The organism is Rufibacter roseolus, from assembly GCF_017916365.1.
Taxonomy (GTDB): domain Bacteria; phylum Bacteroidota; class Bacteroidia; order Cytophagales; family Hymenobacteraceae; genus Nibribacter; species Nibribacter roseolus.
Map to the genome: position 1 here is coordinate 304,652 of NZ_JAFMSU010000002.1, position 15,355 is coordinate 320,006.

Annotated in this window: 14 protein-coding genes; 3 read left to right on the forward strand and 11 right to left on the reverse strand. The window is 52.5% G+C overall.

What is annotated here, in order from left to right:
* Positions 1-20: 20 nt before the first annotated feature.
* Positions 21-1,340, reverse strand: coding sequence for a glycosyltransferase family 4 protein (locus J3P35_RS10205; RefSeq protein ID WP_246850143.1), 1,320 nt, complete (start codon positions 1,338-1,340; stop codon positions 21-23).
* A gap of 217 nt (positions 1,341-1,557) precedes the next feature.
* Here J3P35_RS10205 and ffh point away from each other — a divergent pair, with 217 nt between their 5' ends.
* Together ffh and J3P35_RS10215 are read left to right on the forward strand one after the other, a co-directional pair.
* On the forward strand, positions 1,558-2,895 hold the full coding sequence (gene ffh / locus J3P35_RS10210; protein ID WP_210464514.1) for a signal recognition particle protein: 1,338 nt from the start codon (positions 1,558-1,560) through the stop codon (positions 2,893-2,895).
* A 500-nt stretch (positions 2,896-3,395) separates the two neighbouring features.
* Complete coding sequence (locus J3P35_RS10215) at positions 3,396-4,706, forward strand: glycosyl hydrolase family 8 (RefSeq protein ID WP_210464515.1); 1,311 nt, start codon at positions 3,396-3,398, stop codon at positions 4,704-4,706.
* A gap of 46 nt (positions 4,707-4,752) precedes the next feature.
* On the opposite strand, the gene J3P35_RS10220 is transcribed toward J3P35_RS10215, so the two are convergent.
* The 8 genes from J3P35_RS10220 to J3P35_RS10255 form a co-directional block, all read right to left on the reverse strand.
* Entirely contained in the window at positions 4,753-5,511 is a 759-nt protein-coding gene (locus tag J3P35_RS10220; protein WP_210464516.1) for an OBAP family protein, read from the reverse strand.
* A 271-nt stretch (positions 5,512-5,782) separates the two neighbouring features.
* Positions 5,783-6,265 (reverse strand): nucleoside deaminase, encoded by a 483-nt coding sequence (locus tag J3P35_RS10225; RefSeq protein WP_246850145.1) that lies wholly within the window; start codon positions 6,263-6,265, stop codon positions 5,783-5,785.
* Between the two features lie 71 nt (positions 6,266-6,336).
* The gene (locus tag J3P35_RS10230) at positions 6,337-6,858 is read right to left on the reverse strand and encodes a DinB family protein (RefSeq protein WP_210464517.1); all 522 of its coding nucleotides are present in this window, start codon (positions 6,856-6,858) and stop codon (positions 6,337-6,339) included.
* A gap of 74 nt (positions 6,859-6,932) precedes the next feature.
* Positions 6,933-9,266: a hybrid sensor histidine kinase/response regulator gene (locus J3P35_RS10235; protein WP_210464518.1), complete on the reverse strand. Its 2,334-nt coding sequence runs from the start codon at positions 9,264-9,266 to the stop codon at positions 6,933-6,935.
* 15 nt (positions 9,267-9,281) lie between these two features.
* Entirely contained in the window at positions 9,282-9,710 is a 429-nt protein-coding gene (locus tag J3P35_RS10240; protein WP_210464519.1) for a response regulator, read from the reverse strand.
* 62 nt (positions 9,711-9,772) lie between these two features.
* Positions 9,773-10,249 carry a response regulator gene (locus J3P35_RS10245; protein WP_246850147.1) on the reverse strand — a complete coding sequence of 159 codons (477 nt, stop codon included), beginning with the start codon at positions 10,247-10,249 and terminating at the stop codon, positions 9,773-9,775.
* 45 nt (positions 10,250-10,294) lie between these two features.
* Positions 10,295-11,002 carry a sensor histidine kinase gene (locus J3P35_RS10250; protein ID WP_210464520.1) on the reverse strand — a complete coding sequence of 236 codons (708 nt, stop codon included), beginning with the start codon at positions 11,000-11,002 and terminating at the stop codon, positions 10,295-10,297.
* Positions 10,983-12,506 carry a sensor histidine kinase gene (locus J3P35_RS10255; RefSeq protein WP_210464521.1) on the reverse strand — a complete coding sequence of 508 codons (1,524 nt, stop codon included), beginning with the start codon at positions 12,504-12,506 and terminating at the stop codon, positions 10,983-10,985. The genes J3P35_RS10250 and J3P35_RS10255 overlap by 20 nt, the downstream gene beginning before the upstream one ends.
* A 444-nt stretch (positions 12,507-12,950) precedes the next feature.
* Between J3P35_RS10255 and J3P35_RS10260 the strand changes: the two genes are divergently transcribed.
* Entirely contained in the window at positions 12,951-13,667 is a 717-nt protein-coding gene (locus tag J3P35_RS10260) for a class I SAM-dependent methyltransferase (RefSeq protein ID WP_210464522.1), read from the forward strand.
* A 104-nt stretch (positions 13,668-13,771) separates the two neighbouring features.
* Here J3P35_RS10260 and J3P35_RS10265 read toward each other — a convergent pair whose 3' ends face one another.
* A complete protein-coding gene (locus tag J3P35_RS10265; protein WP_210464523.1) occupies positions 13,772-14,191 on the reverse strand; it encodes a hypothetical protein in 420 nt (139 codons plus the stop codon).
* Positions 14,192-14,295: 104 nt separating this feature from the next.
* Positions 14,296-15,279: a pyruvate dehydrogenase complex E1 component subunit beta gene (locus tag J3P35_RS10270; RefSeq protein WP_149091626.1), complete on the reverse strand. Its 984-nt coding sequence runs from the start codon at positions 15,277-15,279 to the stop codon at positions 14,296-14,298.
* Between the last annotated feature and the right edge of the window lie 76 nt (positions 15,280-15,355).

Below are 15,355 nucleotides of genomic sequence, written 5' to 3' on the forward strand. Positions count from 1 at the left end.
CGGCCCTAAAAAAAAGCGGCTCAGCCGTTTATCAGTTTGGCAAGTTGCTCGGTGAGCGAGCGGCGCGAGTACTGGGTGTAGTTGATGATGGGCAGGTCCAGGTTGTGGTTGATTTTCCAGTTCTTGGTCATTTGCATGAGGTAATCCACCATGAGGTCGTAGCCGGCGTAATGGAAAACCCGGCCCGCGCCACACTCGTCCAGGATCTTGTCGGCGTCGCCGTGCACGGGCCCGATGCAGATAATGGGCTTGTTCGCGGCCATGTACTCAAACAGCTTGCCAGTGAGGATGCCATGGTTGTTCTCCACGTCCGGAATGGCCATAAACAGCACGGTGCTGGCCATGAGGTATTTGATGGACTCATCGTGAGGCACGTAGTCAATGTACTCGGTGATGAGGGGCAAACCGGCCTCCTCAATCTGACGACGCACCTCCGCCGATACCTTACCCACGAACCGCAACCGGTAGCGCATGAGCGGATTGCGGGTCATAGTCTCGCAAAGCGCCTGGAAAAACCCGATCACGTTATAGGCCTCGGTGAGCGTGCCGGTGTAGGTGATGATGAATTCCTCTGATGACGGTGTGGACGGGTGCACGAAATCGGCCTCATCGTAGCCGTTGGGAATCACGTGGATCTTCTTAGGATTGATATTCGCGGATTTGTTCAGGAACAGGCGCTTCATATCCTCTGAGACCACCACCACGGCATCGGCCTGCTCCAGCACCTCGCGCTCGTATTTGGCGTCCAGTTTCTGGGCCAAGGCGGTGTGGTTCAGATCCTGGTAATAGTAGATATCGGTCCAGGGGTCGCGCATGTCGGCAATCCACCGGAGGTTGTATTTCTTTTTCAGTTTCAGCCCGATGAGCTGCGTGGAGTGCGGCGGACTAGAGGTGACAATGGCTTTCACGGACTGGGCGGCCAGGGCTTTCTGTGCCGCCGCGAAGGCGTAGCGGTTCCAGCCCACCCGGGGATCGGGGATGAACAGGTTGCCGCGCAGGAACTTGAACAGCTTCTGCTTCCAGGTTTCCCCGCCCGTGTTGGCGAACCCGCCGAAGGGAATGTCTTTCTTGCCCGTGATCTTCTTATAGAACTCAAACGGTTCGCGCGTGGCGGTCCTGATCACCTTCACCCCGGCGGGCACCTCTGCGGTCAACGTCTGGTCCAGCACCGGGTAGGAGGCCTGTTTCTCATCCACGGTGATCACAGTAGGCGTTACCCCAAACTCGGGCAGGTGCTTTACAAACTTGAGGCAGCGCTGCACGCCGGCCCCGCCAGACGGCGGCCAGTAGTAGGTAATCAATAAAGCATGCTGGGGAGTTGTGATAACCGGTGATTTCAAGGGCTTTAAACTTCAGGTAATAGAATCTATTGAGCGAACGTAAACTGCTTTTGGGTTGTTTTAGGGAAAACAAGGCAAAAACAGGTTGCGCTCACCGCTGTATAGTTAAGTCCGAATATACGCACCTACGGGTAAAAGATGGTGAACTTCCGCAAATTCTCCTTATTTTTGTCTTTGTCAATCCTTGAAAAATATCTAACTCAGTCATATACCACACATGTTTGAGAATTTAAGTACCAAGCTGGACCGCGCCTTCAAAACCCTGAAGGGGCAAGGCAGCATCACCGAGATCAACGTTGCCCAGACCATCAAAGAGGTGCGCCGCGCGCTGGTGGATGCCGACGTGAACTACAAGGTGGCCAAAACCGTGACCGACAAAATCAAAGACGAGGCCATGGGCCGCGACGTGCTGATTGCCGTGTCACCGGGCCAGCTGATGGTGAAGATCGTGCACGAAGAACTCACCGAGTTGATGGGTGGCGAGAAGAAAGACATTAACATCAACGGCTCTCCGGCTATTGTTTTGATTGCCGGTCTGCAAGGATCTGGTAAAACCACGTTCACCGGTAAACTGGCCAGTTTCCTGAAAAGACAGGGAAAAGGCGTGATGGTTGCCGCCTGCGACGTATACCGCCCCGCCGCGATTGACCAGCTGAACGTTCTGGCTGACCAGGTAGGCGTGGAGTTCTACGCTGAGCGCGAATCCAAAGACCCGGTGTCCATCGCCCGTAACGCGGTAGAACATGCCAAGCGTACTGGCAAGAAAGTAGTCATTATTGACACCGCCGGCCGTTTGGCCGTGGACGAGGCCATGATGCAAGAGATCTACAACATCAAGGAGGCCATTAAGCCTACTGAGACCTTGTTTGTGGTAGACTCCATGACCGGTCAGGATGCCGTGAACACCGCCAAAACCTTCAACGAGCGCATTAACTTTGATGGCGTAGTGTTGACCAAACTGGACGGTGACTCCCGTGGTGGTGCCGCCCTTTCCATCAGAGCCGTTGTTGAGAAACCGATCAAGTTCATCTCTACCGGTGAGAAAATGGAGGCCCTAGACCTGTTCTATCCAGACCGGATGGCCCAGCGTATCCTGGGGATGGGTGACGTGATCTCCCTGGTGGAGCGCGCGCAGCAGACCTTCGATGAGGAGGAAGCCAAGCGTATCAACAAGAACATCCGCAAGAACCAGTTCAACTTTGATGACTTCTTGTCTCAGTTGGAGCAGATCAAGCGGATGGGTGATATCAAAGACCTGGTAGGCATGATCCCGGGCGTGAGCAAAATGCTGAAAGACGTGGAAATTGACGAGAGCGCCTTCAAACCCATTGAGGCCATCATCAAATCCATGACCAAAGAAGAGCGTCAGAACCCGGATATGATCAGCGGAAGCCGCCGTAACCGTATCGCCAAAGGATCAGGCACCAACATCCAGCAGGTGAATAACCTCATGAAGCAGTTCAATGACATGCGTAAGATGATGCGCAGCATGAACAAAATGGCCGGCACCAAAGGCGGCCTTGCCAAACTGGGCAACATGATGGGACGCCGGTAATTAATTGTTGATTGCTGATTGTTATAAAATCAGCCAGCGTGATAAAAAAGGCCCGAGCCAATTTGGTTCGGGCCTTTATCTTTAAGGGCTGTTTTCAGGAAAGTAGGTTGAAAACAGGGTTGGTACCTGCCATCATATCTGTCCTTCTAATGTATAAGGTAGCTTCATTACCAAAGAGCCGCATTCTCCCATAAAGCAAGAACGCATATCGTTCCCCTTTGAAGGGGTAGGGGGATGACTACTTGTGCAGGTCTCCCGCATTCCCAATATGTAGGGGCAATCCCTTGTGGTTGCCCTTGCACTCAGCAGAAGTTGAACGGTTCTTCATGCCAATTGGTCATCCCCCTACCTCCTTATGAGGGGGACGATATGCGTGCAGCAGTCAATTTCGTATTTCACTCCCTCAGGATGTCCATCCAAATTCTAGCGCTAGCACATCAATAGGAAAATAAGAGTATCTTTCAATTCCTTATATCAACCTTCTCTTAAGAACAAGACAAATGATGAAAGCTCGTGCTTGGACTACTGCTTTGGCGTTTACAGCTTTTGCAGGTTTGTTTACTTCCTGTGCGCCGAAAGAAAGCACCTCATTGTCTACCAGCCAGAAAGAGAAATTCGGCAAGGGTGTCTATGCTACAAAGCAGTACCGGAATCTGTTCAAAGAGAACGGCCATTCAGAGGAGGAAATCAAACGGAAAATTCAGGCAGGCTACCAGCAGTTGTTTCAGGGCGACTCGGCTACGCAATCCATTTACTTTAATGCGGGGCAGAATGAGCGCGGTCCGCTGGCCTATATTTATGACGTCTACAATAAGGATGTTCGTAGCGAAGGCATGTCTTACGGGATGATGATCTCGGTGCAGATGGACAAGAAAGCCGAGTTTGACGCGCTTTGGAACTACGCCCTTTCGCACATGTATATGGACCAGCCGGGACACCCTTCGGAAGGGTACTTTGCCTGGTCCGTGAAGCCGGATGGCACCCGCAACTCAGAAGGACCGGCGCCGGATGGGGAAGAATACTTTGTGACTGCACTGTATTTTGCTTCCGGAAGGTGGGGCAACGGCCAAGGCATCTATAACTACAAAGCCTGGGCTGACAAGATCCTTACCACCATGCGCCATCACCCGGAGATTTCGGGTACGACCAAATTCGGGCCGCAGACCTCAGGCCCTATGGTGAACGAGCAGCACAAAATGATTCTGTTTGTTCCCACGAACCAGGGCCGCAAGTTCTCTGACCCATCGTACCACCTGCCGGCTTTCTATGAATTATGGGCCCTATGGGGACCTCAGCCAGACCGTGCATTTTGGAAAGCCGCCGCCGATACCAGCCGGGCCTATTTCCAGAAAACCACGCACCCGGTGACCGGCCTAGCTCCGGATTACGCCCACTTTGACGGGAAACCAGTGACCACGCCGTTCAACCCCAACTCGCACCATTTCGCCTATGATTCGTGGCGCACGGCCATGAACTGGAGCGTGGACTGGGCCTGGTGGCAGAAAGACCAGCGGGAAGTGGAACTCAGTAACAGAATACAAACCTTCTTTGCCAGCGAGGGGCTTTCATCCTATGGCCACATCTACACCCTTGACGGGAAAAAGGTAAGTCCCGGGCCTTCCGCGGGCTTGGTTTCTACAAACGCCACCGTTAGCCTGGCCGCAACGCATCCGGTGGCAAAGGAATTTGTGGAGGCACTCTGGAATCTGCCCGTGCCGCATACCTTGGGAGACCGCTATTACGGAGGATTGCTCTACCTGATGAGCCTGCTACATTGCAGCGGACAGTTCCAGATTTATCCGCCGCGGTAAGGTCCTGTTTAGAGCCTGTTTTTAGAAAATCAGCCTTAAAACGCTGTTAGTGCTGGTGCTCGGGGGCTTCATATTTGTTCGTGATCTGTAGTTGGCGGACCTCGCCTTTTTCCCAGGCATTGGCGCCAACCACCACTTGGGGCATGGGAATATCCGCGCGCTGTTTCCGTTTATCAGCGGTGGAGATCCCGAAACGCTTGTCCCGGTCTGCCACCAGTTCCTTTTTTAACTGCCCGTCTTTGGTGAAGCCCATCATGATCATCGGGCTGCCTAAGGGAAGTTCCAGGTCCCGGTCGGTGTGCCAGGTGTGGATGACCTTTCCGTAGGTGCTCACCAGTTTTTCCATGAGCTCATGCTCCGCCACATCGGGGATGCCCGGCGCGATCAGTTCCCCGGATTTTACCTCGTACGAGTGGCTGTGCCAGAGTTTGCGTTCCTCCAGGGGCAACTTTTTGAACAGCCTCTCTGAGATGATGTACTCCACACCCATCAGTTTGGCGTTGGGTCCGTTGCCGTCGTACATCAGGGCCTGGTGAAGGTCTTCGTTCACCTGGGTCACGTAATGGTGTGCCTCCATCTGGCCCTGCAGGTTGCCGTTGTAGAAATGGAAGCCGTCCAGGTACATGTTTATCTTGGAGATGGGCGACTTTTTCTGCAGCAGATCGGCGCCGGCCTCCAGCACTTTGGATTTGGGGTTTTTCTCCGCCCCGGGTGCCGTCACGTTGGAGTCTGTGTTGTTACCGCCGCAGGAAACCAGCAAAAGGAAAGCAAAATAGAATAGGGGAGTAAAAAGGTTCTTTTTCATAGTCAGGAGCTTGGGTACTGCTTTTAACTACGGCGGAAAAATCTCTTAGGCTGATACTTAAGGGATCCGTTTTAAGGCTGATTTCTATAAAACAGGCCCAAAACGAGAAAGGCTGGTAAATGCGTTTACCAGCCTTTCTCGTTTTCATTTGGTGTTGGATGGCCTCTTTGGTGGTCTGCCTTTGATCAGCATTCCCGGAATCCTGCCAGCTTCAAAATAGTTAAGCTGAAGTTACCAGATAGGTGCCTCCTTGACAATCACCAAATTACAACTAATAATCCGTGCGGCTTTCGTGCTTTTCCCATTCTTTGAAGCCTTCCAACGCTTCGTCGCGCAGGAGTTGTTCCATGGGCAGGGAGCGGGAGTGGAGGGGGAGTTCCAGTTCCTCGTAGATGAAGGCGTCATCGAACCCGATGGCGGCGGCGTCTGCTTTGGTGTTGCCGAAATACACTTTGTCGGGGCGGGCCCAGTAGATGGCGCCCAGGCACATAGGGCAGGGTTCGCAGCTGGTGTAGAGCTCGCAGCCGGCTAACTGGAAAGTACCCAATGCCTGGCAGGCCTTCCGGATGGCATCTACCTCGGCGTGGGCCGTGGGGTCGTTACTGGAGGTCACATTGTTGAAGCCACGGGCGATGATCTCGCCGTTTTTCACCACCACCGCACCAAACGGTCCGCCTTTGCCTTCTTTCATTTTATCAATAGAAAGCCGGATGGCTTCGCGCATGAAGTTTTCTTTGGACGAGGTATCAGCCATGAGGGTAAAGGTTAAATAAGTAAGATTATGCCAGATTACGGCAAAAGGGCTGCAAAGATAAGAAAGGAAGGTTAAGAAAGAAGCCGGAGCATCTGCCGACGGTGGTGCTCGGTGTGCTCAATCATAAACCGGAGCGTCTGCGGAAGGGTAATCATGCCAGAACGCGGATGGAAAAACACCTCCCGGTTAAGCTGATCTTCTGGAAATGTGGATACAATGGCCAGGAGCCGGGCGCGGGTTTCTCCCCATTCTTTAATCACGTCTGAAATCTGCACTTCCTCGGGCACCTCGCTCACCGCGGGCGGCGCTTTGAATTTGATAGGCAGCCTCAGAAAAAGGTTCAGAAGAAAAGACCGCACCTTGGTGCCCAGCCGCATGGGGCGCAAAGCTTTTCCGCTCCCTAATCTTTTCTCCAGGCCCAGGACCACCTGCTGGTCTACCCTGGCCAGGTGATACAGCAACTGCGCCGCCGACCATTGATCCGGAGTCGGTTTGCGGTGCTGCCTGTCGGCCGGGGCTTTTTGTACCCACGCACTGAACTCCTCGCGCTGTTTTTCAAGGTGCTGGAAAGAGGATTGCAGCTGGTGGTTCATGGCGTAAGTTTTTTGGGTAGAACCTATTTAGGGGCCGATTTCATGAAAACAGCCACTTAACAGGTGAGGGCAGATTAAACCAACTTCCCTTGCAGGCTTTCCAGCTCTTTTTTGAGTTGCTGGACAGACCGGTTCACCAACAGCACCATTTGCTGCACCAGCGCCGGAATCTGCTCGGTGTTGGTGCGGTTCAAGGCAAACTGCTCAATGGTGTTGTTCAGGTCCTCCAGTTCCCGGATACCAACCAAGGCAATAGACGGCTTGATTTTGTGGGCAAGGGTCCTGGTTTCGTTCCAGTTGGAGAGCGAAACGGCCCTGGTTAATTCCTGCACCAACTTGGGCGTCTGTTCAATGAAGAGCCGCAGAATGTCACGCATGAACTCAACGTTGCCGTTAGCGAAGTTCTCCAGGTAAGACAGGTCTATGCGCACCTCCTGGGCTTGGCCAACAGATCGGTCTATTTCTTCCTCTTTACCTCCGGCTTGGAGCAAACCGGAAATTTCCTGCAGCAGCTCCTCGGCTTTGAAGGGTTTGGAGATGTAGGAATTGGCGCCGGCGGCCAGGCACTTTTTGAACTCACCCTCAGAGGCATGCGCCGTCAATGCAATGATGGGAATCTCCTGGCAGGCGGGCAGGTGCTCTCTTATATACTGCATGGCCTCGTACCCGTCCAGCTCAGGCATTTGCATGTCCATCAGGATCAAGTCAAAAGTCTCTTGGGCGAGCAAGTTCAGGGCTTCGCGGCCATTGTTCACTACTGTTACTTCTATTTCATGGTCCCGCAACACCTTGGTCACCAGCATCTGGTTTACCGCGTTGTCTTCGGCCAGGAGTACCCGGGCGTGCCGGAGCAGCTGCGTATTGTGGGAGGGAAGTTGCGCGGTTCTGGCGTATTGGTCGGGTTTTCCGGTTACTTTTCTGAAAGGAAGCACAAAACGGAAAGTGCTGCCCACGTTGAGTGTACTCTCCACGGATATCTGGCCGCCTTGCGCTTCTACCAGTTCTTTAGCTATGGAAAGGCCTAGTCCAGTTCCCCCAAACCGGCGGGTGGTATCATTGCTGCCCTGGGTGAATTTCTCAAAGATGGTCTGCAGTTTTTCCTCCGGAATGCCGATGCCCGTGTCTTTCACCGTGAACTCCAGTTGCAGCTGGTCATCTTCCTGCGTAATGACTTCCACGTTAAGCCGCACTGTGCCCCCCTCGGTGAACTTGATCGCGTTGCCCAGTAGGTTGTTGAGAATCTGGCTCAGCCGGAACGGGTCGCCCTCCACCATGGCCGGAATATCCTGGTCTATAAGCAGCTTCAAGGCGTTTTTGCGTTCTTTGGCCCTGATCTCCAAGACATCCAGCAGCTGTTTGATGAGTTGTTTCAGGTCAAAGGGAATGATCTCAAAGGTGATTTTGCCGGCCTCTATCTTAGAGAAGTCCAGCAGGTCATTGATTATCACCATGAGGTTGTTGGCCGAGGTGTGGATGCCCTGCAGGTATTCACGCTGGTTCTCGTCCATGGGCGTCTTGGCGAGTACTTCGCTCAGGCCCAGAATCCCGTTCATTGGCGTACGGATCTCGTGGCTCATGTTGGCCAGGAACTGTTCTTTGACCCGGGCCATGCTCAGGGCTTCATCTTTGGCTTTCTTGAGTTCCTCTTCAATTAGGATTCGCTCGGTAATGTCATAGGCCACCCCAATGACGCCACCTGGTGTTCCGTGCGTGTCTTTCAAGGGAAGGAAAAGGCAGTCAAACCAGACACCGCTGATGTTGATGGTGCATTTGGCCTGGTACCCCTGGATGGAGCGCCTTACACAGGTAAGAAAATTAGGGTATGCCCCGTAGATTTCATAAATAGACGAGCCCACCGACTGTGATTCCACTTTCCCGATGAGGGTGAGGCCTTTACCGCGGGCCATGGTGATGATGCCGTCCTGATCGGCGGCCCACAGGATGATAGGAGCCCCGTTGATCACCGTTTCCAGTTGCTTTTGCGTGCCGGCCAGTTGCTCCTGGGTCTGTAGCCTTTCCTGCTCAATCCGGTGCAGCCTTATGGCGCTTCTGATGCTCTGGGAAATGCCTTCTGGGGTAAGCAGGGTTTTGGGCAGGTAGTCTGAAGCCCCGGTTTTGATTGCTTCCACGGCAATGCGCTCATCGCCCTGCGAGGTGACAATCTGCACGGGGGTGGTGATGCCTTTCTCCCTGATCTGCTGCAGCAGTTCCAGACCGTTCATGTCTGGCAGCATGAAATCAATAAAGATGAAATCAAAGGTTTGCTTTTCCAGCGCCTCCAGGGCTTCCATGCCCAGGGCGGCGTTGGTGATGGAAGCTTCTACCTTGGCGGTTCGGAGAGACCTTTTTATGATCATCCGGTCTACTTCATCGTCGTCTACAATCAAAAGTTTTACTGCGGGCTCCATGGGGGTGGAAAGTCGTTAGTTAGGGAGTTCAATCAGGTTTAAAAATGAATTCAGGGTAGCGATGGCTTCCAGAAAAGAATCGTACTGAATAGGCTTCACAATGTAGCCGGCCACATTCAGGTCATACGCCTCCAGAACGTCCTTCTCAGAGCTTTGGCCGGTCATCACGAAAACACTGCAGGACTTGAGTTTCTCGTCTTTCCTGAGCTCCTTCAGGAACTCCAGACCGCCCATCTCAGGGAGGTCCAGGTCCAGGATGATAATCCGGGGAACCGGATGTAGCGCAGGCGTTCCCCTGCCTTGCAACATATCCAAGGCAATTTTCCCGTTGGCAGCCACATGCATGGGGCTTTCAACACCTTGCGCCAGGAAAGCACGTTTGGTGGCGGCAACATCCTGCGGATCATCCTCCACTAAGAGTATATGGGCTTGGTTCGTTTTCAAAACTTTTGAGTTAGAGGTAAGCAGGGGGAGAATCTAAAAATACAAACAAATTTGCACTCTTCTTAGGGCCGCTCGCACAATTTCCAATATCTGTTCAAGGTGGCCACTGAAGTCAGGAATTTCTCAAACGAAAGCGGTTTCAGAATGTAGCCTGCCACATTGAAGTTGTAGGCGTTGATTTTGTCACTGTCTTCGTTAGAGGTGGTCATCACAAATACGCTGATGCGGTTCAAGGACGGGTCTTTGCGCAGTTCCTGCAGGAACTCAATGCCGTTCATCTTGGGCATGTTAATGTCCAGAATGATGATAGGCGGCATGGGAATGGCACCCTCCCTGAGCATCTCTAGGGCCTCCAGACCGTTATGGGCAATGTGCAGCGGATTGGTGATGTTATTTTTTTTGAAGGCCCGCTGCACGTTCATGATGTCTACCTCGTCGTCTTCTACCAGAAGGATATTTACTTCTTTGTCTTCCATGTTGTCTCTGTAACCGGAACTCTGGTCAACTCCAGATTCTGAAAAATGGCTGGGCTTGTGCATAGGTCCGTGGGTTAGGCTGAATGAAATGGTTTATATAAAATGCTATTATACTGTTTTTGGCCAGGTAAAGGTAATTTCCGTGCCTTGGCCCGGCTCTGAACGCAGTTCCAGGGTGCCGCCTACAAACTGAATGATCTTGCGGGTGATGGTGAGGCCCACGCCCAATGATTCCTGCTGGTCTTTGGGCTGAACGGTATAGAACATCCTGAACACCTTTTCCCGCGCGTCTGCCAAGATCCCAATGCCGTTGTCCTTTACCCGGAATTGGTAAGTGTTTTCCGCCTCGGTGGCCTCCACCCAAATCTCGCGGGTCTGGTTTTCATTGTAAGTGACGGCATTCTGGAGCAGATGCTGGAACACGGTCTCCAGTTTTCGGGCGTAGGTGGTAAGAGTTGGCAGGTGATTTGCGTGCAAAATGAGGGAATGCTGCTCTTGAAATTGGGCGGCCAGCTGCGCTACCATTTCCTGAACGTTTACTTCCCGTATTTCCAGATCGAAGCGGGGCACGCGGGAGAAGTCCAGCAGGCCGTTAATCATCCGTTCCATGCGGTCGGTGCGGTTCTGCAGCAAGCGGATGTTGTTCTGGATATCAGGCTCCAGGTTATCACCCATATCTTCCTTTATCCATGCTGATAGGTTGCTGATCGCCCGCAGGGGAGCCTTCAGGTCATGGGACACGATGTAGGCGAACTCCTCGTATTCTTTCCGCAGGTCCTCTAACTGTTGCTGGCAGTTATGCTTTTGCTCCATCATGGTAGTATGAGGTTGTCGTTTGGTTTGTCACTTGCGCCTTGGGCCAGGTAAACACAAAGGTGGTGCCTTGCCCTTTCTCAGATTCAATCCAAATCTGGCCGCCTTTCTCTTCCACTATCTTTTTCACAATGGAAAGCCCCACGCCGGTGCTTTCCTTCACATCACGCGCTTCCATGGTCTGGAAAATCCCGAAGACCTTGGTCTGGTATTCTTTGGGTATGCCAGGGCCGTCGTCTTTGATCTCAAACTGGTAGAAGCCCGGTAACTCTTTGGCCTGTATCTCTATGCTGCCGTTCTGGGTGTGGTGGTACTTGAAGGCGTTGCTGAGCAGGTTAGAGAGCACCTGGTAAAAGAGGGTGCGTTCCCCGGTGAGTGTGGGCAGCGGTGTAAGCGTTTTGATCTCAAAGCTGGCCGGAGGCGCCAGGTTTTCCAACGTTTCCTTCAAGAGGTCCTGCACTGAGAAGCGCGTAGAGGGCAGGGACTGCCGGCCCACCCGGGAGTACGCTAGGATACCGTTGATGAGGTTTTCCATCCGGTGTACCCGTCCCCGCAGGATAGAGAGGTTCTTGATGATATCCGGGTCCTGGGTCTGCAGGTCTTCCCCAATCCACTCGGCCAGGTTATTGATGGCCCGCAAAGGGGCTTTCAGGTCATGGGAAACCACGTAGGCGAACTGGTCCAGTTCCTTGTTCATCTTGGTGAGGTGGGTGAAACTGTTCTGTAGTTTGGCGGCCATCACGTTTAATGATTTGGTAAGGCTACTGATTTCATCATTGCGCTTGTCTTCTAATGAAACGCTGTAATCGCCTTGGGCAATACTGTGGGCCAGTTCATTCATGCGCTTGAACCTTCTTTTGATGGTTGTTCCCAAAAGATAGGCCATAAACCCACCCGCAATAATAGACAGTAGGGTAAGGCCCACGGCAATTTCGTTTGTTCTGATGAGGGAGGCATTCAATCCCTTTACACGATCTTCTTTAATGCGTTCCTCCTGGTCCCTGATTTTATCAAAGCGGCCACGGGCTTTGTCCATGAGGCTCTTGCCTATTCCCAGTTGCACGGTGTTGTTGAAAAGGGAATCATATTGGGCTTTGTCAACGGCGCTGAGTCTTTCGCGGGCTTTGCTTTGCAGCAGCGGGGCGGCAAACGAGTTCAGCCACACATCAGCATCATTTTTTATCCCATGCACCAATGCATTCTGCTCTGGGTACGACTCCGTAAGCGAGTCAAGCTTTCTCATGCTAACCTCAAACTCGGTTTTTCCCCGGTGGTAAGGCTCCAGAAACGCGTGCTGACCCGTAAGCAGATAACCCCGCAGGCCGGTTTCCAGGTCCAGGATCAGTTTCTGGGCGCGCTCACCCTCCCTAATGACGCTGGAGGTGTAAAGAACGTCTTCAATACTGTTCTTCACCTTCCGGGTCTGGTGGATATAGCCTATCGTTACAATGCATAGCATGACCAATATTAACCCAATGGCGGTATAGATGGTAGTGATTAGTTTCATAGGTTTACCTCTCAGGGGGGAGGCCTTAGGTGGCTAAAGTCAACCTCAAAGATAGAGGATACGGCGCTACCCGGTACTTAAGTTATGTATGCTTTATGCGTGGCGGCTAAAGGAAAACATGCGTTTTTCTCCGGCCTTTTCTGTTTTATCTTTCCTTACTCCTCCATGTAAGAAGTGTAAGGGGAAGTTTTATGGTACAAATTGGAGATGTTGTGCCCCAACTTTACATAAGGTTTATTCCTCTCCAGCGCATAGGTGCTCCTAAGGGAAATAGGTTTCAAATTCTTGAATTTATATCCTTCCCTTACCAATTTTCGGTGAATGGGGTATAATCCTCGTTAAAGTCCCGTGTTTACTAGTCTGTAGGGCTGCTGGCGGGCTTCTGGTACAAAACCTGCCGTTAGCTGGGGCAGAATGTGTAATTTTGGTTTTTAGATTTACAGTATGGAGTTAGACACACCAGATCCCATAGGAGGGGCCATCAAGGCATATTGGGAAGGCAGAAAAGACGCGGCGGTCACGGTATACTCAAACCAGATGGAAGCCGATGAACTGCCCGCCGCCTATCTTTTCCGGGAGTTCGCAGAGATGCCGGAACGGGAGCAGTTCGCGCTCTCCGAAGCCCGCGGCCGGGTGCTGGACGTGGGGGCAGGGGCCGGTTCGCATGCATTGGCCTTGCAGGAAAAAGGTCTGGAGGTAACGGCGTTGGAGATATCGGCTAGGGCTGCAGAAGTGCAGAAAGCCCGCGGCGTAAGGAACGTGATCCATGGCGATTTCTTTTCCTTGCCTCCTACGCCCCATGATACGCTGCTGCTGCTCATGAACGGCGTTGGTATAGCTGGTACGCTAGAAGGCTTGCCGCATTTCCTTGATACCTGCAAAAAATGGCTGGCGCCTGGCGGACAGATTCTGCTGGAATCATCTGATATCCTGTACCTGTATGAGGAGGAAGACGGATCTGTGCTGCTGGATTTGAACGGCGCTTATTACGGGGAACTCACTTATATGATGGAATTTGGACAGGAACGCACCGAGCCTTTCCCCTGGCTTTTCATCAGCTTTGACCTTCTGCAGGAATACGCCCAGGAGGCTGGCTTCACCGCTGAACTGCTCCTGCAGGAAGAAGATGACCATTACATCGCCCGCCTAACCTTGGCGTAATCTCTGGATAAAGATAAAACCTGGGCCTCGGTTTTAGCCATGTTTTAAGAAAAACAGCGCTAAAACCGAGGCCCAGGTTTTATATGAGTTTCTGACCTGATCTGCTATTTCACCACCACAGAATCCAGGAGGTACTTGTTATCGGCTTGCCAGAACCTGAAACGGTGCACGCCCGGCGTGGTGGTCCTGAACCGAAAAGTAAAGGAATTCAGGTTAGACACATCGGCGCAGATGGCGTTCTGTTCCTCAATAGGATAGGCCGCGAAGATCTGGATGTCAGTTTGCTGGGTGGTTTTTACAGAGTCTACCCTGGAGTAGCGGCCGCAGCCGTTTTCTGGGCGGTAAAGCACTCTAAGGGTGAGAACCGTGTCTACTTTCACCGGCACCCGCGGGAACCCATCAGTTTTCTCAACGGGTACGGGTTTGACTACTTCCTCCAGCTGGGAAGTCTCGGTACAGGCGACCACCGTTCCCAGGAGCAGAACCACGGAGGCAAAAAAGGCTGGTAATCTATTCTGGAACATCCTGTTTAAGGGCTCTTTTAAGCAAATCAGGCACAAAACGCCGGTAAATGCAAGAGCCGACCATTTCTATAAAGGTCGGCTCCGGCGATTTATTGTGTGAAGGCTTACGCTTTGGCGTAAGTCACGTCTTTCACGGCTTGGATCACGCGCTTCACGTTGGGCAGGGAAGCCTCAATGAGGGTTGGCGCGTAAGGCAACGGAACGTCGCGGGCGGTTACGCGTTTCACCGGGGCATCAAGGTAATCAAAAGCATTGTGCTGTACGTGGAAAGCGATCTCAGAAGAGATAGAGGCCAGCGGCCATGCTTCTTCCACCACCACCAGGCGGTTGGTTTTCTTTACAGACTCAATTATGGCTTTGTAGTCAATCGGGCGAACAGAACGCAGGTCAATCACCTCAGCGTCCACGCCGTCTTTGGCCAGTTCCTCGGCGGCCTGCAGCACCAGCTTCACCATTTTCCCGAAGGACACAATGGTTACGTCTTTGCCTGGGCGCTTGATATCAGCTACGCCAATGGGAATGAGGTATTCTTCTTCCGGGACTTCGCCTTTGTCGCCGTACATCAACTCAGACTCCATGAAGATCACGGGATCATTGTCGCGGATGGCTGATTTCAGGAGGCCTTTGGCGTCATAGGGGTTAGAAGGAACCACTACTTTCAGGCCTGGGGTGTTGGCGTACCAGTTCTCAAAGTTCTGAGAGTGCTGCGAAGACAGCATACCGGCGTTACCGGTTGGCCCTCTGAACACCATAGGGGCAGAGTACTGCCCGCCAGACATAGACATGATTTTGGCGGCCGAGTTGATCACCTGGTCAATAGCTACGAGAGAGAAGTTGAAGGTCATGAACTCAATGATGGGACGAAGTCCGTTCATGGCGGCACCTACCCCGATACCGGCAAAGCCCAGCTCGGCAATAGGGGTGTCAATCACGCGCTCAGGTCCAAACTCGTCCAGCATGCCCTGGCTCACTTTGTAGGCACCATTGTACTCGGCAACTTCCTCGCCCATCAGGAACACCTTTGGGTCGCGGCGCATTTCTTCGCTCATTGCCTCACGCAATGCCTCTCTGAATTGTATGGTTCGCATAGTAAGATTTATCTACGTCTATCTAAAGGGTAAAATTAAGACATGCCGCACAAATAAAAAAACGCATCTGTCTTGG